Origin of the sequence: Streptomyces sp. AC512_CC834 (assembly GCF_019049325.1) — a bacterium.
Lineage (GTDB): Bacteria > Actinomycetota > Actinomycetes > Streptomycetales > Streptomycetaceae > Streptomyces.
The window spans coordinates 19,524-42,999 of the sequence record NZ_JAGMUO010000015.1 but is presented as its reverse complement, the minus strand read 5'-3'; the positions used below and the strand labels follow the sequence as shown (position 1 = coordinate 42,999).

General features: G+C 72.7%; 19 protein-coding genes. 11 read left to right on the top strand and 8 right to left on the bottom strand.

All coding sequences use genetic code 11. The features are described from left to right. Positions 1 to 32 precede the first annotated feature (32 nt). Complete coding sequence (locus KUM40_RS06225; RefSeq protein WP_217163697.1) at positions 33 to 254, top strand: hypothetical protein; 222 nt, start codon at positions 33 to 35, stop codon at positions 252 to 254. 99 nt (positions 255 to 353) lie between these two features. Here KUM40_RS06225 and KUM40_RS41045 read toward each other — a convergent pair whose 3' ends face one another. Beyond that, positions 354 to 4,304: a S41 family peptidase gene (locus KUM40_RS41045; RefSeq protein ID WP_254394649.1), complete on the bottom strand. Its 3,951-nt coding sequence runs from the start codon at positions 4,302 to 4,304 to the stop codon at positions 354 to 356. A gap of 164 nt (positions 4,305 to 4,468) precedes the next feature. Here KUM40_RS41045 and KUM40_RS06210 point away from each other — a divergent pair, with 164 nt between their 5' ends. The 5 genes from KUM40_RS06210 (at position 4,469) to KUM40_RS06190 (ending at position 9,402) form a co-directional block, all read left to right on the top strand. Then, positions 4,469 to 5,068, top strand: a complete 600-nt coding sequence (locus KUM40_RS06210) for a TetR/AcrR family transcriptional regulator (protein ID WP_217163695.1) — start codon at positions 4,469 to 4,471, stop codon at positions 5,066 to 5,068. 112 nt (positions 5,069 to 5,180) lie between these two features. Beyond that, the gene (locus tag KUM40_RS06205) at positions 5,181 to 7,457 is read left to right on the top strand and encodes an MMPL family transporter (RefSeq protein ID WP_217163693.1); all 2,277 of its coding nucleotides are present in this window, start codon (positions 5,181 to 5,183) and stop codon (positions 7,455 to 7,457) included. Positions 7,458 to 7,612: 155 nt separating this feature from the next. Further along, the gene (locus KUM40_RS06200; protein ID WP_217163691.1) at positions 7,613 to 8,137 is read left to right on the top strand and encodes a YbaK/EbsC family protein; all 525 of its coding nucleotides are present in this window, start codon (positions 7,613 to 7,615) and stop codon (positions 8,135 to 8,137) included. Further along, positions 8,134 to 8,982 (top strand): DMT family transporter, encoded by an 849-nt coding sequence (locus KUM40_RS06195; RefSeq protein ID WP_217163689.1) that lies wholly within the window; start codon positions 8,134 to 8,136, stop codon positions 8,980 to 8,982. The genes KUM40_RS06200 and KUM40_RS06195 overlap by 4 nt, the downstream gene beginning before the upstream one ends. A 144-nt stretch (positions 8,983 to 9,126) precedes the next feature. Then, a complete protein-coding gene (locus KUM40_RS06190; protein WP_217163687.1) occupies positions 9,127 to 9,402 on the top strand; it encodes a DUF1876 domain-containing protein in 276 nt (91 codons plus the stop codon). Here KUM40_RS06190 and KUM40_RS06185 read toward each other — a convergent pair. The 4 genes from KUM40_RS06185 to KUM40_RS06170 all read right to left on the bottom strand — a co-directional run bounded on the left by KUM40_RS06185 (position 9,382) and on the right by KUM40_RS06170 (position 13,361). Then, positions 9,382 to 10,671: a serine hydrolase domain-containing protein gene (locus KUM40_RS06185; RefSeq protein WP_217163741.1), complete on the bottom strand. Its 1,290-nt coding sequence runs from the start codon at positions 10,669 to 10,671 to the stop codon at positions 9,382 to 9,384. The two genes, KUM40_RS06190 and KUM40_RS06185, sit on opposite strands and share 21 nt — an antisense overlap. Before the next feature lie 77 nt (positions 10,672 to 10,748). Then, a complete protein-coding gene (locus tag KUM40_RS06180) occupies positions 10,749 to 11,507 on the bottom strand; it encodes an energy-coupling factor ABC transporter ATP-binding protein (RefSeq protein ID WP_217163685.1) in 759 nt (252 codons plus the stop codon). Further along, positions 11,504 to 12,265, bottom strand: a complete 762-nt coding sequence (gene cbiQ / locus KUM40_RS06175) for a cobalt ECF transporter T component CbiQ (RefSeq protein WP_217163683.1) — start codon at positions 12,263 to 12,265, stop codon at positions 11,504 to 11,506. Before cbiQ ends, KUM40_RS06180 begins: the two co-directional genes overlap by 4 nt. 1 nt (position 12,266) lies before the next feature. Then, positions 12,267 to 13,361: an energy-coupling factor ABC transporter permease gene (locus KUM40_RS06170; RefSeq protein WP_217163680.1), complete on the bottom strand. Its 1,095-nt coding sequence runs from the start codon at positions 13,359 to 13,361 to the stop codon at positions 12,267 to 12,269. 220 nt (positions 13,362 to 13,581) lie between these two features. On the opposite strand from KUM40_RS06170, the gene KUM40_RS06165 reads away from it, so the two are divergent. After that, positions 13,582 to 13,959: an SsgA family sporulation/cell division regulator gene (locus KUM40_RS06165; protein ID WP_217163678.1), complete on the top strand. Its 378-nt coding sequence runs from the start codon at positions 13,582 to 13,584 to the stop codon at positions 13,957 to 13,959. Positions 13,960 to 14,004: 45 nt separating this feature from the next. Here the strand turns inward: KUM40_RS06165 and KUM40_RS06160 are convergent, their stop codons facing one another. The 3 genes from KUM40_RS06160 to KUM40_RS06150 all read right to left on the bottom strand — a co-directional run bounded on the left by KUM40_RS06160 (position 14,005) and on the right by KUM40_RS06150 (position 19,513). Next, positions 14,005 to 15,657: a penicillin-binding transpeptidase domain-containing protein gene (locus tag KUM40_RS06160; protein ID WP_217163676.1), complete on the bottom strand. Its 1,653-nt coding sequence runs from the start codon at positions 15,655 to 15,657 to the stop codon at positions 14,005 to 14,007. Positions 15,658 to 15,840: 183 nt separating this feature from the next. Further along, the gene (locus KUM40_RS06155; RefSeq protein ID WP_217163674.1) at positions 15,841 to 17,466 is read right to left on the bottom strand and encodes a penicillin-binding transpeptidase domain-containing protein; all 1,626 of its coding nucleotides are present in this window, start codon (positions 17,464 to 17,466) and stop codon (positions 15,841 to 15,843) included. Positions 17,467 to 17,767: 301 nt separating this feature from the next. Then, positions 17,768 to 19,513 carry a dolichyl-phosphate-mannose--protein mannosyltransferase gene (locus KUM40_RS06150; RefSeq protein WP_217163672.1) on the bottom strand — a complete coding sequence of 582 codons (1,746 nt, stop codon included), beginning with the start codon at positions 19,511 to 19,513 and terminating at the stop codon, positions 17,768 to 17,770. 96 nt (positions 19,514 to 19,609) lie between these two features. Here KUM40_RS06150 and rsmI point away from each other — a divergent pair, with 96 nt between their 5' ends. The 4 genes from rsmI to KUM40_RS06130 all read left to right on the top strand — a co-directional run bounded on the left by rsmI (position 19,610) and on the right by KUM40_RS06130 (position 23,447). Next, the gene (rsmI, locus tag KUM40_RS06145) at positions 19,610 to 20,458 is read left to right on the top strand and encodes a 16S rRNA (cytidine(1402)-2'-O)-methyltransferase (protein WP_217163667.1); all 849 of its coding nucleotides are present in this window, start codon (positions 19,610 to 19,612) and stop codon (positions 20,456 to 20,458) included. 168 nt (positions 20,459 to 20,626) lie between these two features. After that, the gene (locus KUM40_RS06140) at positions 20,627 to 21,085 is read left to right on the top strand and encodes a hypothetical protein (RefSeq protein WP_217163665.1); all 459 of its coding nucleotides are present in this window, start codon (positions 20,627 to 20,629) and stop codon (positions 21,083 to 21,085) included. 70 nt (positions 21,086 to 21,155) lie between these two features. After that, on the top strand, positions 21,156 to 22,076 hold the full coding sequence (locus KUM40_RS06135) for a TatD family hydrolase (protein ID WP_217163663.1): 921 nt from the start codon (positions 21,156 to 21,158) through the stop codon (positions 22,074 to 22,076). Between the two features lie 99 nt (positions 22,077 to 22,175). Then, positions 22,176 to 23,447 carry a ubiquitin-like domain-containing protein gene (locus KUM40_RS06130; RefSeq protein ID WP_308401068.1) on the top strand — a complete coding sequence of 424 codons (1,272 nt, stop codon included), beginning with the start codon at positions 22,176 to 22,178 and terminating at the stop codon, positions 23,445 to 23,447. Positions 23,448 to 23,476 lie beyond the last annotated feature (29 nt).

Below are 23,476 nucleotides of genomic sequence, written 5' to 3'. Positions count from 1 at the left end.
GTCGGGCCCGATCACCACAGGAGTGAACCCACATGGGTATGAAGGACCAGTTCCAGGACAAGGCCGAGCGCATGCAGCAGCAGGGCAAGCAGCGTGCCGAGCAGGCCAAGGACCAGTTCCAGAACCGCGACCGCCGTCGCGACGAGGACGAGGCCGACCCGTCCTCGCGTCGTCGGGAGGCGGACGAGCGGGACCCGTCCTCGTCGCGCCGCCGGGACGCGGACGAGCGCTTCGAGGACAGCTTCGACGCGTGACGCACCGCCGCTGAAGCACTGAAGGGGCGCCCTCCGTTCGTACGGAGGGTGCCCTTTCTCATGCTTCGTGTGTTTCGTGCGCTTCGTGTGCTTCGGCTCTCATGTCCGGGGCGGCAGTGGCGGACGCGACCGGTCCGGTACGGCGTCGTAACCGGGCGGTGTGGCGGGCGGGTTGGTCTCCAGCAGCTCCAGCGCCAGCCGGACCGCCTCGTCCAGCACCGGGTAGCGGCCCTCGGCCCAGTCGAGCGGGGTGCGCAGCGCCTCGACGTCGGGGGCGACGCCGTAGTTCTCGACGGACCAGCCGTACGCGTCGAACCAGGCCGCGTTCATCGGCACCGTGATCACCGTGCCGTCGCCGAGCCGGTGCCGGCCGGTCATGCCGACCACGCCGCCCCAGGTGCGCTGCCCGACCACCGGGCCGAGGCGCAGCAGCTTGAACGCGGCCGTGATCATGTCGCCGTCGGAGGACGTCGCCTCGTCGGCGACCGCGACGACCGGGCCGCGCGGCGCGTTGGCGGCGTACGACACCGGCTGGGCGTCGCGGGTGAGGTCCCAGCCCAGGATGGAGCGGGTCAGCGTCTCGACGACGAGTTCGCTGATGTGCCCGCCCGCGTTGCCGCGCACGTCCACGATGAGCGCGGGCCGGGACACCTCCATGCGCAGGTCGCGGTTGAACTGCGCCCAGCCGGAGCCGCCCATGTCGGGGATGTGCAGGTAGCCGCAGCGTCCGCCGCTCAACTCCCGTACGACCTCGCGGCGTTTGGCCACCCAGTCCTGGTAGCGGAGCGGCCGTTCGTCCACGAGGGGTACGACGGCGACCCTGCGGGACGGTCCCGGGCCGCCCTCGCACGGCGCGCACGGCGCGAAGGTCAGCTCCACCGTCGTACCGCCCGCGCCCGCCAGCAGCGGAGACGGGCCCAGCACCGGATCGACCGGGCGGCCGTCGACGTGGGTCAGTACGGCCCCGTCGCGGATGCCCGTGCCGGCCAGCGGGGAACGCGCCTTCGAGTCGGAGGAGTCGCCGGGCAGGATGCGCCCGACCAGCCATCGTCCGTCCCGGCAGGCGAAGTTGGCGCCGAGGAGACCCTGCCAGCGCTGGTAGTGCGCCGGGCCCTCGTTGCGCCGGGCGGCGGCGACGTAGGCGTGCGAGGTGCCGAGTTCGCCGAGCACCTCGCGCAGCAGGTCGGCGAACTCGTCGGGGGTGGCGACGCGTTCGAGCAGCGGGCGGTACTGGTCCAGTACCGCGTCCCAGTCGATGCCGCACATGCCGGGGTCCCAGAAGTAGGCGCGGATCAGGCGGCCCGCCTCGTCGTACGCCTGGCGCCACTCGGCGGCCGGGTCGACCGCGTGCAGGATGCGCCGCAGGTCGATCCAGGTGGTCGAGTCGCCGTCGCCGACCTCCGTCGCCGGTACGGCGCGCAGGTCGCCCTCGTCGAGCACGACCAGCCGGCTGCCGTCACCGCTGACCCGGAACCAGTCCAGGTGGTCGACGAGTTCGGACTTCTTCGCCTTGGCGAGATTGAAGTGCTCCAGCGTGGGCCGCTCGCTCGGGTCCGCCGGGTTGGCGAAGGTCTCGCCGAGCGCGCCCGAGATCGGCCAGCGCAGCCAGACCAGGCCGCCGCCCGCGACCGGGCACAGGGCCGAGTACTTGGAGGCGGTGACCGGGAACGGCGTCACCCGGGACTCCAGCCCCTCCACCTCGACGGTCACCGCGCCGCCCTCGCCGGGCTCGTCCTCCAGCGGGTCCAGGCCGCCGGCCGCGGGGCGGCCCTCGGGGTTGAGCGCGAAGGGGGAGGGGGTCGCGGAGGACAGCGGCACGAGGTAGGGGCGGCAGCCCAGCGGGAAGGACAGGTCGCCGGTGTGCACGTCGTACACCGGGTCGAAACCGCGCCAGGACAGGAAGGCGAGGTAGCGGCCGTCCCGGGTGAACACCGGGTTCTCGTCCTCGAAGCGGCCGTTGGTGACGTCGACGACCAGCGTGCCCTCCGGTCCGTCGATCCGGGCCATCTTGATCTGCCGCAGGGAACGCCCGATGCCGGGGTGCGACCAGGTGAGCCAGGTCCCGTCGGGGGAGAAGGCGAGGTCGCGCACGGGCCCGTTGACCGACCGGATCAGCTCGGTGACGGTGCCTTTGGCGGCGGTACCGGAGTCGCCGGCGCCACTCGTCGCGCCGACGCTGTCCGGGGCGTCGTCCGCGGCGTCGTCCGGGGCGCCGTCCGGGTCGGCCCTGGCGCTGCGGCGCGAGGCCGGTCCGGGGGCGGCGCCGTCGCGCGGGCCGTCCGTTTCGGATCCGCCGCCGTCGGCCGCGCCGGCCCCCGCCGCGCCGCTGTCCGACGGGGACGCCGCCCTCGCCGGGCTCGGCGCCCCCGCTGGGTTCCCCGCGCCTGCCGGGTTCCCCGCGCCTGCCGGGTTCCCCGCGCCTGCCGGGTTCCCCGCGCCCGCTGGGTTCCCCGCGCCCGCTGGGTTCCCCGCGCCCGCTGGGTTCCCCGCGCCCGCTGGGTTCCCTGTGCCCGCTGGGCTCCCCGCCCTCGCTGGGTTCCCCGCGCCCGGCGCGTCCTCCGTACTCCCCGTGGCCAGCGCGCCTCGTAGGCCCTCCATGCCCTGTGCACCCCCGGCGTCTTGCGAACCCTCCGTGCCTCCCGTGCCTCCCGCGGTGCCCGGGTTCGGGGATTCCTCCGTGTCTCCCGCGCTCCCCGCGCTCCCCGGGTTCGGCGAATCCTCCGCGTCCTCCGCGTCCTCCGCGTCCTCCCCGCCCCCCGCACCTCCCGCATCCCCCGCATCCCCCGCATCCAACGTCAGCGCGACCTCCGTGTCCTCCTCCGTCACGTCGAGGATCAGCAGTCGGCCGTCGTGCGAGGCGACGGCGAGTCGCTCGCCCGCCGGGTCCGAGACCAGCTCCAGGACCCGGCCGAGGCGTCCGGAGGCCAGCCGCCGGGCCGCGCGGCCCCCGGTCGCCCGGGGCAGGTGGGAGATCTCGACGGCGTCCTCGCCCTCCGCGTCCGTCACGTACGCGATCCGCCCGCCGGCCCCGAGCATCTCCGGCAGCCGCACGCGGACGCCCGGGGTGTCGGCGAGGGTGCGGGCCGGGCCGTCGCGGTGGGTGAGCCAGTACAGGCTGCCGCGTACGACGACGCCGCTCGCGCGGCCGGTCTCGTCGACCGAGATGCCGCCCACGTGCTGGGCGGCGGGCACCTGGTACGTACGCCGTCCCGCGCGCGGACCGCTCAGCCGCACGTCCAGCCGGCGCGGCACCGAACCGGGCGCGAGGTCGTCGACGAGCCACAGGTCACCCGCGCACTGGTACACCACCCGGGTGCCGTCGCTCGCGGCGTTGCGGGCGTAACAGGCGTCGTGGTCGGTGTGGCGGCGCAGGCCGGAGCCGTCGTGGGCGCAGGAGTAGAGGTTGCCCACGCCCTCGTGGTCGGAGAGGAAGGCGATCCGGTCGCCGACGAACATGGGGGCGGCGAGGTGCCCGCCGAGGTCGGGCAGGAGCCGCTCGCCGTGCAGCCAGAGCCGGCCCGTGGCGCCGCCCCGGTAGCGCTTCCAGGCGGCGGGTTCGTGCGGCGGGGTGCCGGTGAGGAGGAGGGTCCTGCGCTCCCCTTCGAAGTCGGCGGCCTGGATGTCGGTGACCGGCCCCCAGGGCAGCTTGCGGCCGGGGTCGCCGTCGGGGGTGACCTTGTAGGCCCAGGTGAGGTGCGAGAAGGGCTCGCCGTGCGAGGCGACTGCGAGGACGGCGGTGGTGCCGTCGGCATCGGGGGGCGACCAGCCGCAGACCCGGGTGTCGAAGCCGCCCCAGTGGGTGAGCTGCCGGCCGGGGCCGCCGTCCACCGGCACGAGGTGGACCTCCGGCACCAGACTGCGCCAACTGGTGTACGCGATGTGGCGGCCGTCGGGGGAGAAGCGCGGATGGCCGGCCTTGGTGCGGTCGACGGTGAGCCGCCAGGCCCGGCCCGGACCGTCGAGGGAGGCGAGCCAGAGGTCGTCCTCGGCAACGAAGCACAGCCGGTCGCCACTGAGGTGCGGAAGGCGCAGATAACTCACCCGCCCCATGCTTTGCCGGGGCTCGGACCCCGGCAACTTATGCGTTACCGACAACCGTGACCCACGACACGTACGAAACCGTTTCGTTTCGCTAGTGGACCGGGGTATATTCGTCATGTACGAAACGGTGTCGTTCTGGCAGAGTGGACTGGAGTGGGAGAGGAGTGAGCGAGATGACCGGGGCAACCACCGCGCGTCGCAGCCGCATCACTCCCGAGCGCGAGGCCGAGCTGTACGAGGCCGTGCTCGACCTGCTCCGGGAAGTCGGGTACGACGCCCTGACCATGGACGCCGTGGCGGCTCGGACCCGGTCCAGCAAGGCAACGCTCTACCGCCAGTGGGGCGGCAAGGCCGAGCTGGTCGTCAAGGCCATGCGGCACAACAAGCCCGGCGAGATCGGCGACGTCGACACCGGCTCGCTCCGCGGCGACCTGCACGCACTGATGGCCCGCGAGGACGACTGCACCATGGAGCAGAACTCCGCGCTGATGCGCGGCGTCGCCATGGCCCTCCACCAGCACCCGGACCTGCGACAGGCGTTCCGGGAGCAGCTCATCGAACCCGAGATGGCCGAGTTCCGGCGGGTACTGCAACGCGCCGTCGACCGCGACGAGATCAGACCGGACTGTCCGGCTCTGGACTTCCTCGTCCACATGATGGTCGGCGGCTTCGCCACCCGCACGCTGCTGGACGACCAGCCCCCGACCCGGGCCTTCCTCACGTCCTACATCGACGCCGTGATCCTCCCCGCACTCGGCGTCTCCACCCACTGACACGTCCCTGTAGCTGAACCCCACCTGAGCCCCACCTGACGTAACCGCTCACGTCGTCGGGCCGATCACCCCTGCCCCGAAGTTCCCACGACCTGACCGGGAGTACGCCCCCGTGGCCACGTTCCTCTACAAACTCGGCCGGCTCGCCTTTCGCCGACGGCATTTCGTCGCCCTGATCTGGGTGGCCCTGCTGACGCTCGCCGGCGTCGGCGCGGCCAGCGCCCCGCCCGCCGGCAACTCCTCCTTCTCCATCCCCGGCACGGAGGCCCAGAAGGCCTTCGACCTGCTGGAACAGCGCTTCCCCGGCCAGAGCGCCGACGGGGCGACCGCACGCGTCGTCTTCAAGGCACCGTCCGGCGAGAAGATGACGGACGCCGGGAACAAGGCGACCGTCGAGAAGACCGTCGACGAGCTCGCGGACGGCTCCGAGGTCGCCTCGGTCGCCGACCCCTACACGGGCGACGCCGTCAGCGAGAACGGCACGATCGCCTACGCGTCGGTGAAGTACGACGTCTCCGGCATGGAGCTGGAGGAGTCCACCAAGGACGCCCTGGAGGAGGCCGCCCAGCAGGCGCGCGACGCCGGGCTGACCGTCGAGGTGGGCGGTGACGCGCTCCAGGCCGTCCCGGAGACCGGCGCCACCGAGGTCATCGGCATCGCGGTCGCCGCCGTCGTCCTCGTCATCACCTTCGGATCACTGGTCGCGGCCGGACTGCCCCTGCTCACCGCCCTGATCGGCGTGGGTATCGGCGTCTCCTCGATCACCGCGTTGGCCAGCGCACTCGAGCTGGGCTCGACCACCTCGATCCTGGCGATGATGATCGGCCTCGCGGTCGGCATCGACTACGCCCTGTTCATCGTCTCCCGCTACCGCGCCGAACTCGCCGAGGGGCGTGAGCGCGAAGAAGCCGCCGGACGGGCGGTCGGCACCGCGGGCTCCGCCGTCGTCTTCGCCGGCCTCACGGTCGTCATCGCCCTGGTGGGCCTCGCGGTCGTCAACATCCCGATGCTCACCAAGATGGGCATCGCGGCGGCCGGCACCGTCGCCATCGCGGTCCTGATCGCCCTGACGATGATCCCCGCACTGCTCGGCTACGCCGGCCGCAGGGTCAAGCCCGCCGGCGCGAAGGGCAAGCTGCTGGGCCGCTCCCGCAGGGGCACCGAGAAGACGGACGGACAGGGGACGCCGGAGGCACACGGGAAGCCGCAGGGGCAGCCCAAGGCCAACCTGGGCACCCGCTGGGCGAGCTTCGTCGTCCGCCGCCCCCTCGCCGTCCTCCTCCTGGGCGTCATCGGCCTCGGCGCCGCCGCGATCCCCGCGGCCTCGCTGGAACTGGGCCTGCCCGACGACGGCTCCCAGCCGACGTCCACGACCCAGCGCCGCGCCTACGACCTGCTGTCGGACGGCTTCGGGCCCGGCTTCAACGGCCCCCTGATGGTCGTGGTGGACGCCAAGGGCAGCGACGCCCCGAAGGACGCCTTCACCGACGTCTCCGACGAGATCGAGAGCCTCGACGGCGTCGTCGCGGTGACCCCGCCCGCGCCCAACAAGGGCGGCGACACCGCGACGATCACCGTGATCCCGGACTCCAAGCCGTCCTCCGTACAGACCGAGGACCTGGTGCACGCCATCCGCGACGCGGGCGGCGACATCCAGGCGGACTCGGGCGCGCAGACCCTGGTGACCGGCTCGACGGCGATGAACATCGACGTCAGCGAGAAGTTGAACGACGCGCTGGTGCCGTACCTGGTCCTGGTCGTCGGCCTGGCCTTCCTCCTCCTGATCGTGGTCTTCCGCTCGATCCTGGTCCCGCTGAAGGCGGCCCTCGGCTTCCTGCTCTCCGTCATGGCGGCCCTCGGCGCGGTCGTCGCGGTCTTCCAGTGGGGCTGGCTGTCCGGCCTGATGGGCGTCGAGGAGACCGGCCCGGTCATGTCGATGATGCCGATCTTCATGGTCGGCGTGGTCTTCGGCCTGGCCATGGACTACGAGGTCTTCCTGGTCACCCGCATGCGGGAGGCCTACGTCCACGGCGAGACGCCCCACCAGGCGATCGTCACCGGCTTCAAGCACGGCGCGCGGGTCGTCACGGCCGCCGCGGTGATCATGATGGCGGTCTTCGCGGGCTTCATCGGCTCCAGCGAGTCGATGGTCAAGATGATCGGCTTCGGCCTCGCCATCGCCGTCTTCTTCGACGCGTTCGTCGTCCGCATGGCCATCGTCCCGGCGGTCCTGGCCCTGCTCGGCAAGCGGGCGTGGTGGCTGCCGAAGTGGCTGGACCGCGCCCTGCCCAACGTGGACGTCGAGGGCGAGGGGCTGCGCACGGCCGACGAGCGGGGCGCGGACCCCGACGCGGATCCCGACGAGGACCGCGAGCTGGTGCGCGCCTGACGCACCGCGCCTGACACACCGCCCCTGACAGGAGGACAACAGACCAGCCGGTGAGGGCTCCGTGGGGACGGGGCTGCCCTCACCGGCTTTCCTGTGCGCGGGGGGAACCGTCACCCGGTCGCATGCGCGCTACACGTACCGCTACCGTGCCCTCCATGACGACGACCGACGACGCCACCGACGACGCCCCCGGATCCTCCGCCGCCCATCCCCGTTTCGCCGCGGCCCTGAGCGAACTCGGGCTCGGTGACCTGGCCGGACAGGCCCGCCGTTTCCCCGAGGCCACGCGCACCGCCGCCGAGGCCGCCGCCGCGATCGGGTGCGAGCTGAGCCAGATCTGCAAGTCGCTGATCTTCGCGGCCGACGGAGTGCCCGTACTCGTCCTCATGGACGGCGCCTCCCGCGTCGACCTGGACCGGGTCCGGGAGGAACTCGGCGCCGGGAAGGTCACACGGGCCAAGGCCGACGTCGTACGGGAGACGACCGGCTACGCGATCGGCGGGGTGCCGCCCTTCGGGCACCGGAGCAGGACCCGGGTGCTCGCCGACCGGTCCCTGCTCGCCCACGAGGTCGTCTGGGCCGCCGCCGGCACCCCGTACGCCGTCTTCCCGATGGAGCCCAAGGACCTCGTCGCCACCGCCGGCGCCACCCTCGTGGACGTGCGCGAGCGCTCCGCGTGACACCCCTGGTCACCGCCGCCGTCCTGCTCGCGGCGGTCACCCACGCCAGTTGGAACGCCATCGCCCACCGGATCACCGACAAGCTGACCGGGTTCGCGCTGATCTCGGGCGGCGGGATGCTCATCGGGCTCGCGCTGCTGCCGTTCACGGCGTTCCCGGCGGCCGGGGCATGGCCGTACCTCCTGGTGTCCGCCGTCATCCACGTCGCCTACTACGCCCTGCTGATGCGCTCCTTCCGGCTGGGCGACTTCGGCCAGGCCTACCCGATCGCCCGCGGCAGCGCGCCGCTGCTGGTCACCGTCCTGGCCGCCGTGTTCGCGAACGAGGTGCCGGACGGCTGGGCCACCGGGGGCATCCTGGTGTCCTGCGCGGGACTGACCGGCGTCGCCCTGTGGGGGCTGCGCGGGCGCCGTCCCGACTGGTCCGCTATCGGCGCCGCCCTGGCCACCGGGGTGACCATCGCGGCGTACACGGTCGTCGACGGCCTCGGCGTACGCGCCTCCGGGTCCTCCCTCGGCTACATCGCCTGGCTGATGGCGGTGCAGGGGACGGTCCTCCCGGCGTACTTCCTGTACCGCCACCGCGCCGGGACGGCCTGGGCGCTGCTGCGGCCGCACGCCGGCCTCGGACTGTGCGGCGCGGTGCTGTCCGTCACCGCGTACGCGCTGGTCCTGTGGGCGCAGACCCGCGCCGAACTCGCACCCATCGCCGCCCTGCGCGAGTCCTCCATCCTGGTCGGCGCCGCGATAGGAGCCCTCTTCTTCAAGGAACGGTTCGGCGCGCCCCGGATCGCGGCGGCCGGCCTCCTGGTCGTCGGGATCGGGCTGATGCTGCACACGGGATAGCCGGGAGCCGTCGAGCCGCGAGCCGTCGCGCCCAGAGCCGTCGAGCCCGGAGCCGTCGTGCCGGGATGGTGCGTACGGCGGCCGCGAGGCGCACTCTGGAAGGACTGGAAGCAGGTGTTCCGGGTGTTCCGGAGGTAGATCGTCATGATGCACACCGCAGTGGGATGGCATGTCGAGCTGGAGTTCACGGAGGACGACCAGCACACGCGCGCGGCCGCGATGGTGCGGCTCCCCGACGGCAGCGAGGTCCGCGCGCACGGCCACGCAAGCCGCCACCGGATCGACTCCCAGCAGCCACGGGTCGGTGAGGAGGTCGCGGGGGCACGCGCCTTGAACGAGCTGGCGATGCTGCTGCTCACCAAGGCGCACGACGAGATCGACGCGGCGTCGGGGAGGACCTCACACCCCATCAACGTCTGAGCGGCCGTCAACGTCTGAGCGGCCGGTCCGGCCGAGTGACGCCCGTACCGCCCGCACCAGCGCCTGCGCCCGCGGGTCCGCCGTCACGGTCTTGCGGAAGCCGTTGGTGACATAGCCGAGGGCGACGCCGGCCTCCGGGTCGGCGAAGCCGAGGGAGCCGCCGCGGCCCGGGTGGCCGAAGGAGCCGGGGGCCAGGAACGGGGACGCGCTGCCGTGCAGCATGTAACCGAGCCCGAAGCGGGTGCCGACGACGAGGATCCGGTCCGGCCCCGCGGATTCCTCGGCACGGGCCCGTTCCATGGTCGCCGGGTCGAACAGCCGTGCGCTCCGCGTCACGCCGTCGACGTCGCCGATCAGCGCCGCGTAGAAGCGGGCCAGCCCGTCGGCCGTGGCGATGCCGTTGGCGGCGGGGAGGGCGGCGGCGCGGTACACGGGGTCGTTCTGGTCGGGGAACGGCGTGATCGCGGCGAAGGCGCGGCGGGTGAGGGAGTCCGGGTTGTCGTAGGCCTCGGTGACCGCGCGCTTGGGGCGCAGGCGCGGGCCGTTCGCCGGCCCCGACGGCTCGGGGTCCTCGAGGCGTCCGACGCGACCGGCCCGGCCGGCCGCCTCCTCCGCCGCGGGCAGCCCCACCCACAGGTCCAGGCCCAGCGGCCGGGCGATCTCGTCCGCGATCCACTCCCCGGCGCCCCGTCCGCCCGTCACCCGGCGCACCAGCTCGTCGAGCAGCCAGCCGTACGTCAGCGCGTGGTAGCCGTGGTCGGTGCCCGGCTCCCAGACGGGCGCCTGGGCGGCGACGGCCGCGGGGCCACGCAGCGGGTCGAGGGCCTCCCCGGGGGTGAGCGGACGGTCCAGGACCGGCAGCCCGGCCCGGTGGTTCAGCACGTGCCGGACCAGCACCCGCTCCTTGCCGCGCGCCTTGAACTCCGGCCAGTACTCGCCCACCGGTGCGTCCAGGTCCAGCTCCCCGCGCTGGTGCAGCAGCAGCGGTACGGCGGCGGCGACGCCCTTGGTCGCCGAGCGGACCACCTGGGCGGTGCCCCGGCGCCACGGTTCCGTGCCGTCTGCGCCGTGTGCTCCCTCTGCTCCGCCTGTGCCGCCTGCCCCGCCCGTGCCGTCGACATCCCGGGTGCCGCCCCACAGGTCGACGACCTTGCGCCCGTCCCGGTAGACGGCGACGGCCGCGCCCCGTTCGCCGAGCGCGGTGAAGTTCCGTGCGAACGCGTCCCTCACCGGCTCGAAGCCCTCGGCCACTGTGCCGTGCACGTCCACGTCCACGCTCACCTCTGTACGCCCCTTCCGGCCGCCCGCAACAGTGGCTGCAACCGCCACCGACCGCCCGCCATTCCTCACCCGCTCGCTGACGCCCCCCGCGGGTCGAAGCCGAAGGGCAGTTCCAGGCGGTGGGCGCGCATCAGGTCCTCGTCGGAGAGCAGGCCGGCGGTCGGGCCGTCCGCCGCGATCACGCCGTCGCTGAGGATCAGGGCCCGGGGGCACAGCTCCAGGGCGTAGGGCAGGTCGTGGGTGACCATCAGGACCGTGACGTCCAGGTCGCGCAGGATGTCGGCGAGTTCGCGGCGGGAGGCCGGGTCGAGGTTGGAGGAGGGCTCGTCCAGGACCAGGATCTCCGGCTCCATGGCGAGCACGGTCGCCACCGCCACCCGGCGCCGCTGGCCGTAGGAGAGGTGGTGCGGGGGCCGGTCCTTGAACTCCGCCATGCCGACCAGCGTGAGCGCCCGGTCGACGCAGGCCTCCAGCTCCGCCCCCTTCACCCCGGCCGCCGCCGGTCCGAACGCCACGTCCTCGCGCACGGTCGGCATGAAGAGCTGGTCGTCGGGATCCTGGAAGACGATGCCGACCCGGCGCCGTACCTCGGCCATGTTCCGCCTGTCCACGGGCAGCCCGGCGACCGTGACCGTGCCGGTGCCGCCGGTCAGGATGCCGTTGAGGTGGAGGACCAGGGTCGTCTTGCCCGCGCCGTTCGGCCCGAGCAGCGCGACCCGCTCGCCGCGCGCGACGGAGAAGTCCACGCCGAACAGGGCCTGATGCCCGTCGGGGTAGGCGAAGGCGAGGCCGGAGACGTCGAGGGAGGCCGGGTTGGCTGTCATAGCGTCCATCCCAGCAGACAGACCACCAGCGCCGCACACGGGAGGGCAAGCGCGTACGACCACTGCGCCCGGGACGCGGTCACCTCGTCGATGACCGGCATCGAACCGGCGTACCCGCGGCTGACCATGGCCAGGTGGACGCGTTCGCCGCGCTCGTAGGAGCGGATGAACAGCGCCCCGGCCGACTTGGCGAGCACCCCCCAGTGCCGTACGCCGCTCGCCTCGAAGCCCCGGGACTCCCGGGCGATCCGCATCCGGCGCATCTCGTCCGCGATCACGTCGCCGTACCGGATCATGAACGACGCGATCTGCACCAGCAGCGGTGGCAGCTTCAGCCGTTGGAGGCCCAGGAGCAGGGCGCGCAGTTCGGTCGTGGACGCCAGGAGTACGGAGGCGGCGACGCCCAGGGTGCCCTTGGCCAGGACGTTCCAGGCGCCCCACAGGCCGTTGACGCTCAGGGACATGCCGAGCACGTCGACCCGCTCGCCCTCCGCCACGAACGGCATGAGCACCGCGAACGCGACGAACGGCACCTCGATCAGCAGCCGCTTGAGCAGGAAGGACGCCGGGACGCGGGCCGCGTACGCCACCGCGCCGAGCAGCAGCGCGTAGAGCCCGAAGGCCCACATCGCCTCGCGCGGCGTCGACACCACGACGATCACGAAGGCGAAGGTCGCGGCGAGCTTGGTGTGCGGCGGCAGACCGTGCACGGGGGAGTGCCCGTGCCGGTAGAGCCTGTGGGCGTGGCCGGCGCCCACGTCAGACGGTCGTTTCCGTGTTGCTCGGGGAGGCGTCGTCGCTGCGGCGCCTGCGCACCGCCCAGAACACGGTGCTGCCCGCGACGACGGTGACGCCGACGCCGATCACGCCCGCGAGGCCGCCGGAGAGGCGGGCGTTGGTGATGTCCTCGACGCCGTAGTCGGCGAGCGGGGAGTCGGCGTTCGCGTGCTCCTCGGCCTTCTTGTCGATGCCCTTGTCGGAGGCGACCTTCTCCAGGCCGTCGGGGTTGGCGGAGGCGTAGAAGCTGACGAAGCCGGCGAGGACCAGGGAGGCGGCGAGGCCGGTGATCCACACCTTGCGGTGCGAGCGGGCGGCGACGGGCGCGGGGGCGGCGGCCGGGGACGGCTCGGTGCCGGGGGTGCCGGAGGCGTCGGGGGTGCCGGGGGCGTCGACCAGTTCGCCGTTCACCCGCAGCTTGAGCCGCTGCTGGAGCCCGCGCGCCCCGTACACCAGGTCCGGGCGTACGGCGATGACGGCGCCGACGGTCAGCGCGGTGATCGCGGCCTCGCCGATGCCGATCAGCACGTGCACGCCGATCATCGCGGTGGCGACCTTGCCTATGGAGACGTCGGTGGTGCCGCCGATCCAGTACAGGAGCGTGAAGGCGAGGGCGGCGGCCGGGACGGAGACGAGCGCGGCGACGAAGGAGGCCACGGTGACCGAGCGGCGGGTGCGCGGCAGGACCTTCACCAGGCCCCGGAAGAGGGCGTAGGCGACGACCGTGGTGACGATCGCCATGTCGGTGATGTTCACGCCGAGCGCGGTCAGGCCGCCGTCGGCGAAGAGGATGCCCTGCATGAGCAGGACGACGGAGACACACAGGACCCCGGTGTAGGGGCCCACGAGGATGGCGGCGAGGGCGCCGCCGAGCAGATGTCCGCTGGTCCCGGCCGCGACCGGGAAGTTCAGCATCTGGACCGCGAAGATGAACGCCGCGACCAGCCCCGCCAGGGGAGCCGTCCGCTCGTCCAGCTCGCGGCGCGCGCCGCGCAGGCTGACCGCGATGGCGCCCGCGGCGACGACTCCGGTCACGGCGGAGGTCGGGGCGTTGATGAATCCGTCAGGTACATGCACCGTTCGATGATAGAGGCTTGTTGCGAACCCCTCGCAAGAGCAAGGCACTCGTTATCGCTTGTTGTCTCACAGGTGGGACGGCTCGCCCCGAGAAGGTGTCATTGCGAAAATATGGGACATTGGAGAGGGGTGGACGCACAGCTTTCGCACAGGTGGCTCAGGCGGCACAGGCGCACAGGCGGCACAGGCGCACAGGCGGCACAGCGTAAGGGGCGATCCGATGTCCGTAGTCGAACAGTACGTACGAGCCCACATCCTGACGGACGCGGACCTCCCCGACCAGGACGACGGCGGAGCGATACCCGTCGTACTGCGCTACGACCCCGACCACGACCCGCGATCGGTGTGCGTCGGACTGCCCGCGCGGGGCCGCGCGCCCGGCATCCGTGAGTGGACCTTCGACCGCGCTCTGCTGGAACAGGGCCTGCGCGCGCCGGCCGGCAGCGGCGAGGTGCGGGTGTGGCCGTGCGGGCGGGTGCAGGCCGTGGTCGAGTTCCACTCCCCGCAGGGCTGCTCGGTGGTCCAGTTCGAGAACAAGGCGCTCATCCGGTTCCTGCGCCGCACCTACAAGTCGGCCGCGCAGCCGGTGGCCCACTGAGCCACCGGCCGCACGCGCACGCCGGGCACGCCGGGGACCGGGGCGTCAGCCGCCTGCCTTCAGCAGCGCCGCGACGATCGGGCCCGCGCTGTCGCCGCCGTGGCCGCCCTGCTGGACGACGCCCGCGGCGGCCAGGTCGCCCCGGTACGCCGTGAACCAGCCGTTGGGCTTCTTCTGGCCGTCGACCTCCGCCGAGCCGGTCTTCGCACCGACGTCGCCGCTCAGCCCGGCCATCGGCTCCACGGCGGTGCCGTACGCCGCCGTGTAGGCCATCAGCTCGCGCAGCGCGCCGAGCGTCTCGCCCGACATCGTGCGCGAGGCCGTGGCGAGCGCCCGCCCGTCGACCGACGGGGCGACCAGGTACGGCTGGTGGAAGCTGCCCGACTTCACGGTCGCCGACACCGACGCCATGTTCAGCGGGTTCATCCGCACGCCGCCCTGGCCGATGAGGGAGGCGGCCATCTGGGCGTCGCTCTGGACCGGCACCCTGCCGTCGAAGGTGGACACGCCGACCGACCAGTTGTTCATCGACAGGCCGAAGACCTCCTTCGCCTGCCTGGTCAGGTCGTCGTCCGCCAGCTCGGGGGCCTGGCTGATGAAGGCGGTGTTGCAGGAGCGGGCGAAGCTCGCCTTGAAGGTGCCGTCCTTGATCTCGAACTTGTCGTCGTTGTGGAACTTCCAGCCGCCGTAGCTGAAGTACTTGGGGCACGGGTGCTTCTCGTTCACGGACGCCAGGTCCTTCTCGAGCAGCATCGAGGCGGTGATGACCTTCATGGTGGAGCCGGGGGCGAGCGAACCCAGGAAGGCGGTGTTGAAGCCGTGCCCGCCGTTGGCGACGGCGAGGACCTCGCCGGTGGAGGCGCGCAGCAGCACCACGGACGCCCCCTTCTTGCCGTCCACCTGCTTCTCGGCGGCGGCCTGGAGGTCCGGGTCCAGGGTCGTCTTCAGCGTGCCGGGCGTGCCCTCGCGCAGCTCCAGCAGCGTCTTGTCGGAGGCGGCGCCGGACTCGGAGTCCTTGGCCCCCTTCGCGTCCTCGGCCGACTTGCCGCGCACCACGCGCAACTCGATCCCCGGGGTGCCGCCGGCCTTCTTGCCGTACTTCTCGCGCAGGCCGTCCAGGACGGTGCCGAGGGACGGGTACTTCGCGGCGGTGATCTCCGCGCCGTCCCGGTCCAGCGCCTTGACCGGCGGGTCGCCGGCCTCCCCGGTGACCAGCTTGTCGCCGTCCGCCAGGTCCGGGTGGACGACGGCCGCGTGCCAGTCGACGCGGGGCTCGCCGTCGCCGGCCCGGCGGACGACGGTCAGCGCGCTGTCGTACGCCAGCGGCTCGCTCACCTTGTCGTAGACGACGGTGGCCTGCACGGAGAACGGGACCTTCTCCCCGGCCGGGGTGCCGGGGGTGAAGGTGGCGTCCTTGACGCGGGCGTCCTTGGCGTAACCGGTGAGCAGGGCCTTCGCGGCCTCCGCGTCGTCGGTCGCGGCGGCAGCGGCGGCCAGGTCGCCCTTCTGCCAGGCGGTCAGGAACCGCTGCGCCGTGGTGGTGACCTCCGTCGCCGTCAGGGGGCCCGACTTCACCTTCTCCCCGGCCGCCGCGGACTTCGTGCGGGCGGTGTCCTCGGCGCCGGACTCGCCGCCGTACATCGCGTAGGCGCCGAAGCCGGCGCCGGCCACGACGACCGCGGCCACACTGCCGATCACGGCGGGTCTCGTCCTGCGCCGCTCGGCGGCGGCCCTTCTGCTGCCCACTGCGTCCCGTTCCAGTTCCTCCGCGGCGCCCGGATTCCCGGGGCCTCTGCCTTGCCGTCGTTGCCGATGCTTCCAACGACGGCGACCACAGTAGGGGCAACTGTCACCGTCGGTGCGTCTCAGGATCGGTCTGCGTCAGCCTCCGGCTCGTAGCACGTCTACGACGATCGGCCCGGCCGCGTCGCCGCCGTGGCCGCCTTCCTCGGTCATGGCCGCCGCCGCGATGTCGCCCCGGAAGCCGGTGAACCAACTGTTGGAGGTGGTCTGTCCGTCGACCTCCGCCGACCCGGTCTTGGCGCCCATGTCGCCGCCGAGCCCGGACATGGGGCCCGCGGCGGTGCCCTGGGTCGCGGTGAGCCGCATCATCTGCTTGAGCTGGCCGACGGTGCCCTGCGGCAGCCCCTTGGCGGTGGCCGGCTTCCGGTCGTCCAGGTCGAACGGGACCAGGTAGGGCTGGCGGAACTCGCCGGTGATGGCGGTCGCCGTCACGGAGGCCATGTTCAGCGGGTTCATCTGGACCTGGCCCTGCCCGATGGCGTTGGCCGCGCGGTCCGGGCCGCCGGACGCGGGGACGCTGCCGTCGAAGGAGACGATGCCGGTCTGCCAGTTGTCCTGCCCGAGCCCGAAGCGCTCCTGGGCCTCCTGCGTCAGTGAGGAGTCGGTGAGCGGCTTCTCGTCGACGAGTTTGATGAAGCCGGTGTTGCAGGAGCGCATGAAGGTGTTGGCGAGCGTGGCGCTCAGGTTGGGCTTCATGGTGGTGATGTTGTGGAAGGTCTGGCTCTGCCAGGTCGCTGTCTCGGGGCAGGGCGCCGGGCCGTTCATCGAGGTCACGCCGTTGTCGATGAGCATGGCCGCGGTGATGATCTTCATGGTGGAGCCGGGGGCGACCCGCCCCTGGAAGGCCGCGTTGAAGCCGTCCTTGCGGTTGTTCGCCACGGCCAGGACTTCGCCGGTGCTCGGCTTCACGGCGACCACGGAGGACTCGCCGTACCGCTTCACCGCCTTCTCGGCCGCCGCCTGCACGCTCGCGCTGAGCGTCGTCTTCAGCTTCCCGGGCTTGCCCTCGGTCAGAGTCAGCAGCGGGGCGTCGGGGGCGTCCCCGACCGTGTGGCGGACCGCGAGTTCGACGCCGGGGGTGCCGCCCACCTTCGAGCCGTACCGCTCCCGGAGGGTGGCGATGACCGGCCCGAGGGAGGGATATTTCTCCTTGCTCAGCACGGCGCCGTCCCGCCCGACGGCCTGGATCTGCGGGGTCGCCGACTCCTCGGTGACCAGGGTGTCCCCGTCCTTCAGATCCGGATGGACGACGGACGGCTCCCAGTCGACCAGCGCCCGCCCACTGGTCTCCCCGCGCACCACCGTCAGCTTGCTCTTGTACGTCAGCGGCTTGGTCGTGCCCTCGTACGACACCTTCGCCTTCACGGTGAACGGCACGCCGGTGGCGATCGGCGTGCCCGGCGTGATCTCGACGCCGGTGATGTGCGCCTCGTCGGCGTAGGCCGTCAGCAGTGTCCCGGCGACCGAGGCGTTGTTCGTGTAGGACGCCGCCGTCGTCGCGTCGCCCTTCTCCCAGGCCGTGAAGAACTTCTCCGTCGTCTCCTCGACCTCGTCCCCGCTCGGCGGCCCGCTCTTGGCCTCCGACGACCCCGAGCCCCCGTCACCGTCCAGCGCCGACACGACGTTGTAGGCGCCGTACCCGGCACCGCCCACCATCACGGCGAACACCCCGCCAATGACGGCGACCTTCACCCCCCTGCCCATCGGCAGTCCCCTCCCCGGTTCCGTTCCCCGTCAGACCTTCTGCCCGCAATCTTGAACGCGTTCAGAAGTAGTTGTGGTTGCACTCTATGCGCAGGGAGTGATCGGCGGTACGGATGTTTCCGTTTGGTGGCCTAAAGGAGACCCCGGGCCGCCTTGACCACGGGATCAACTGTCCCTCGGAGCCCGGCTCGTGCTAGTGGAGCCCGTCAGGGCGGAACTCCTTCTTGCTCATGTGAGCGCGTGGAGGACAGTGGTGGGTGGAGTGCTCACGTGCGGCGACACCCCCTGGGCGTGGCGGGGGTCAGACCCACGTGTCGAGCCACATCCGCGCCCGCCAGTCGTCCATGGGGATCGCCGTGCCCGTGTACAGGGGCCAGAAGTAGATGAAGTTCCAGGCGATGAGCAGCACCAGGACGCCCGCGCCCGTCGCGCCCGCGACGCGTCTGGCGTCGCCGCAGCCGGGGCGGCCGATGATCGCCCCCAGCAGCATCGCCACCGCGAGGCACAGGAACGGGACGAAGACTACGGAGTAGAAGAGGAAGATCGTGCGCTCCTGGTACATGAACCAGGGGAGGTAGCCGGCCGCGATGCCGCAGGCGATGGCGCCCGCGCGCCAGTCGCGGCGGAAGACCCAGCGCCACAGGACGTAGAGCAGCGCGAAGCAGCCCACCCACCACAGCAGCGGGGTGCCCAGGGCCAGTACCTCGCGGGCGCACTTCTCGCCCGCGTCGGCTGGGCAGCCGTCCGTGCCCGCCGACGGCGACTCGTAGAAGTAGGAGACCGGGCGGCCCTGGACGATCCAGCTCCACGGGTTCGACTGGTAGGTGTGCGGCGAGGTGAGGTGGGTGTGGAATTCGAGGACCTGCGTCTCGTAGTGCCACAGGCTGCGCCACCAGTCGGGGAAGAGCCACGACCAGGAACTGTTCGCGCCGTCCTTCGTCGCCCAGTCGCGGTAGTAGCCGCCGGTGCCGTCCGAGGGGGAGAGGATCCAGCCCAGCCAGGACAGGACGTACGTGGCGAGAGCCACCGGGACCGTGGAGAGGAAGGCCCAGCCCAGGTCGTGCCGCAGCACCGCGAGGTGCGGGCGGTGGGCGCCCGCGACCCGGCGGGAGCCGACGTCCCACAGCACGGCCAGCACGCAGAAGGCCGCCATGATGTACAGGCCGTTCCACTTGGTGGCCGCCGCCAGGCCCAGCATCAGGCCCGCCGTCAGCCGCCAGGGGCGCCACCCGAGCCGGAGCGTCTCGGCGACCTCCGCGTCCGGGCGGACCCTGCCGTCGTCGTCCACCGGCAGCGCGGCGGCGAGTTTCCGGCGGGCCCAGTCGCGGTCGGCGACCAGGCAGCCGAAGGCGGCCAGCACGAAGAACATCAGCACGCTGTCCAGCAGCGCGGTGCGGCTCATCACGAAGTGCAGCCCGTCCACCGCCATCAGCGCGCCCGCCAGGCACCCCAGGAACGTGGAGCGGAACAGCCGGCGCCCGATCCGGCACAGCAGCAGCACCGACAGCGTGCCGAGCAGCGCCGTCATGAACCGCCAGCCGAACGGGTCGAAGCCGAACAGAAGTTCGCCCAGGCCGATGATGTACTTGCCCACCGGCGGATGGACGACGTACGCCGCGTCCGTCGGGATCGGGATGTCGCCGCCGCTGTTCAGGATCAGGTCGTTGGCGTTCTTGTCCCAGTTGACCTCGAAACCGCGGTGGATCAGCGCCCACGCGTCCTTGGCGTAGTACGTCTCGTCGAATATCACCGCCTTCGGGCTGCCCAGGTTCCAGAACCGCAGCACGCCCGCGAGCAGCGCCACCAGCAGCGGCCCGCCCCACGCCGACCAGCGCGCGATCCGGTCGGTGAGCGGCTTCGACAGACCCAGGAAGGCCCACAGGCGCGGACTCGGGCTCGTGTACGGCGGCACCAGCCGGTCGCGGACGTCGCCGGCCGCCGGCCCCGCCGTGTAGCCGAAGCGGCGCAGCCGCTGCTGCCAGGTGGGCCGCTCGTCGTGCGGGGTCTGGCCCTGCCGGGTGTCCGTGGAGGACGCGGTACTGGTCACCGCGCCATCGTAGGGAACCGCGCTGTGCACGTCCCGCGCATGGGCCTCACCGGTGCGCTTCGAGGGGTGCCCGGCCGGTGCTGGGAGGATGGGGGAGTGACTGGAACCCTTGTACTCGCGGGCACCCCCATCGGCGACGTCCGGGACGCCCCGCCACGGCTCGCCGCGGAACTGGCCGGCGCGGACGTCGTCGCCGCCGAGGACACCCGGCGGCTGCGCCGGCTCACCCAGGCGCTCGGCGTCGCACCCGCGGGGCGTGTCGTGTCGTACTTCGAGGGCAACGAGTCCGCCCGGACGCCCGAGCTGGTGGAGGAGCTGGTCGGCGGAGCGCGCGTGCTGCTGGTCACCGACGCCGGGATGCCGTCGGTGTCCGACCCGGGCTACCGGCTGGTCGCCGCCGCCGTCGAGCGCGGCGTCCGCGTCACCGCCGTACCCGGCCCGTCCGCCGTGCTCACCGCGCTCGCCCTGTCGGGGCTGCCGGTCGACCGGTTCTGCTTCGAGGGCTTCCCGCCCCGCAAGGCCGGCGAGCGGCTGACCCGGCTGCGCGAGGTCGCCGAGGAGCGCCGGACCCTCGTCTACTTCGAGGCCCCGCACCGCCTCGACGACACCCTCGCCGCCATGGCCGAGGTCTTCGGCGCCGACCGGCGGGCCGCCGTCTGCCGGGAGCTGACCAAGACGTACGAGGAGGTCAGGCGCGGCGGGCTCGGCGAGCTGGCCGCGTGGGCCGGTGAAGGGGTGCGGGGCGAGATCACCGTCGTCGTCGAGGGTGCGCCGGACAAGGGGCCCGAGGAGTTCGGCGCCGAGGAGCTGGTGCGCAGGGTGCGGGTGCGCGAGGAGGCGGGGGAGCGGCGCAAGGAGGCGATCGCGGCGGTGGCCGTCCAGGTGGGCGTGCCCAAGCGCGAGGTGTTCGACGCGGTGGTGGCGGCGAAGAACGCCGGCGTCTGACGGGCCGGCCTTGACCCGCCCCTGACCTGGACCACCCTTGGGCCAAGGGCAGCCCAAATCGGCTCAAATACTCGGCATGACCTGGTGCTTTCCCGCTGGTGGAGGAGTCCACTGGAAGAAGGAGAAGCAGGAAGAGGAACAGGACGAACCGAAGGAGCCGGGATGAGCATGAGTGAGAGCGCCGCGCGGACCGGAGTGCGAGCCGGTGCCACCGCCGTCGTCCACGAGTCGTACTCCTTCGCCTGCATGCGCTGCGGGCACGGCTGGGAGCAGGCGTTCGAGATCGAGCACCACACGGACACCGACGGCCACGAGTTCGTGCTCTACGTCGCGGACGGCCGCGTCGTGCCCTCTCCGCTGACCCGGCCGACCTGCGCCAACTGCGACAACCACGTCGTACGGATCATGCGCCCGGGCCGGGTCGCCTCGGTGCGCGGCACCAGCCAGGGCATCCACCGGGTGCCGCCTGCCGGCCCCCTGGAGGTGCCGCCGGTGCCGCCGGTGTCGTCGGTGTCGTCGGTGCCCGAGGAGCCGGGGCCGGGGGCGCCGGGACTCGACGACGGGCGCCGGCACTGGCACCTCGCCGATCTGCTGCACGCCCTGCACCTCCACCGCAAGGCGAGCTGACCCGGCGGGGAGTCGGCCGGGCCGGTGGGGTCCGGTCGGGTCCGGTCGGGGCTTTCGTAGGATCGGAGGCATGCCTTCGAACGCCTCGGGCCGGTCCGACAAGAACGACGCGCCCCCGCTCCCCGAGCCCCTCCGGGTGCCGGTCGCCGACTCGCACACCCACCTCGACATGCAGTCCGGCACGGTGGACGAGGCGCTCGTCAAGGCCGCGTCGGTCGGCGTCACGACCGTCGTCCAGGTCGGCTGCGACCTCGCTGGCTCCCGCTGGGCCGCCGAGACCGCGGCCGCGCACGACGCCGTCCACGCCACCGTCGCCCTGCACCCCAACGAGGCGCCGCGGATCGTCCACGGTGACCCTGGGGGCACCTCCCAGCCCCCTGGGGCTGGGGGAGGATGGTCCAGGCAGGGGGCGCGGCAGCCCGGCGGGGACGCGGCGCTGGACGACGCGCTCGCGGAGATCGACCGGCTCGCGGCACTCCCGCAGGTCAAGGGAGTCGGCGAGACCGGCCTCGACTACTTCCGCACCGGCCCCGAGGGCAAGGACGCGCAGGAGCGCTCCTTCCGCGCCCACATCGAGATCGCCAAGCGGCACGGCAAGACCCTCGTCATCCACGACCGCGACGCCCACACCGACGTCCTGCGCGTCCTCAAGGAGGAGGGCGCCCCCGAGCGCACCGTCTTCCACTGCTACTCCGGCGACGCGGACATGGCCGAGATCTGCGCGCACGCCGGCTACTACATGTCCTTCGCGGGCAACGTCACCTTCAAGAACGCCCAGAACCTGCGCGACGCCCTCGCCGTGGCCCCGCCGGAGCTGGTCCTGGTCGAGACCGACGCGCCGTTCCTGACGCCGATGCCCTACCGGGGGCGGCCGAACGCCCCCTACCTGGTGCCGGTCACGGTGCGTGCCATGGCCGAGGTCCGGGGCGTCGACGAGGACACGCTGGCGACCGCCCTCGCCGCGAACACGGCCCGCGCCTTCGCCTACTGAGCAGCGCGCGCCACGCTGCGTAGTCGCTTCGCTTTGGAGAGTGACGAACGCTCCGCTAGGTTCTGGGGGCCCGATCCGGACCCCTGGAGCGTTGTCGGCGTGAGCAGAACGCAGTTCGAGCACTCAGAGGCATACGCGGCGCACGAGTACCTCGCTCCGTACGACGTGCACAGCGCGCCGACCCTGCCGTACGGCGCGCCCTCGGCGCCCTCGGTGCGCGCCCCGGGAGACGGGCGGCGGGCCGGGCGCCGGCGCCGGGCGCGGTACGCCGGGCGTGCGGACGCCTCCCTGCGCCGGCTGCTGCCGCGGGCGCTGGTCGTGGCGTTCCTCGCGGGCGGCACCACCGCCTTCGTCGCCAAGGACAAGGCGGTCGAGCTGACCGTCGACGGCACCCCGCGCACGCTGCACACCTTCGCCGACGACGTGAGCGAACTGCTCGCCGACGAGGGCGTCGAGGTGGGCGCCCACGATGTGATCGTGCCCGCTCCCGGCACCCCGCTGACCAGCGGCGAGGACGTCGCCGTCCGGTACGGCCGGCCCGTCCTGCTCACCCTCGACGGCCACCGGCGCCAGGTGTGGACGACCGCGGAGACGGTGGAAGGGGCCCTGCGGCAGTTCGGCGTACGGACGCAGGGCGCCCACCTGTCCACCGAGGGCTCCCGGCGTATCGGCCGCGAGGGCCTCGCCCTGGTGGTGCGGACCGAACGGGTGGTGACCGTCATGGCGGACGGCCGGGCCCGCACCGTCCGCACCAACGCCGCGACCGTGCGGGAGGTGGTCGAGGAGGCCGGGATCACCCTGCGCGGCGAGGACACCACCTCCGTCCCCGCGACCGGCTTCCCGCGCGACGGGCAGACAGTCACGGTGCTGCGGATCACCGGGTCCCAGGAGGTCCGCGAGGACCCGATCCCCTTCGACGTGCGACGGACCGACGACGCCTCCCTCTACCGGGGCACGGAGGTCGTCCAGCAGGCGGGGCGGCCCGGACTGCGGCGCACCACGTACGCCCTGCGCACCGTCAACGGCGTCCGGGACAAACCGCGCCGCCTGCGCACCGAGGTGGTGCGCGAGCCCAGCCCGCGGCTCGTGCGGGTCGGCACCCGGCCCCGGCCGACGTCCGTCGAGGGCGCCGACCACCTGAACTGGCAGGGCCTGGCCGCCTGCGAGTCGGGCGGCCGACCGGACGCCGTCGACCCGTCGGGCACCTACGGGGGGCTCTACCAGTTCGACACCCGCACCTGGCACGACCTCGGCGGCGAGGGCCGCCCCCAGGACGCGTCGGCCACGGAGCAGACGTACCGGGCGAAGAAGCTGTACGTACGCAGCGGCCCCGACGCCTGGCCGCACTGCGGCGCCCGACTGCGGGGATGAGGCAGCCCGCCCCCGGCTACCCTTGCCGG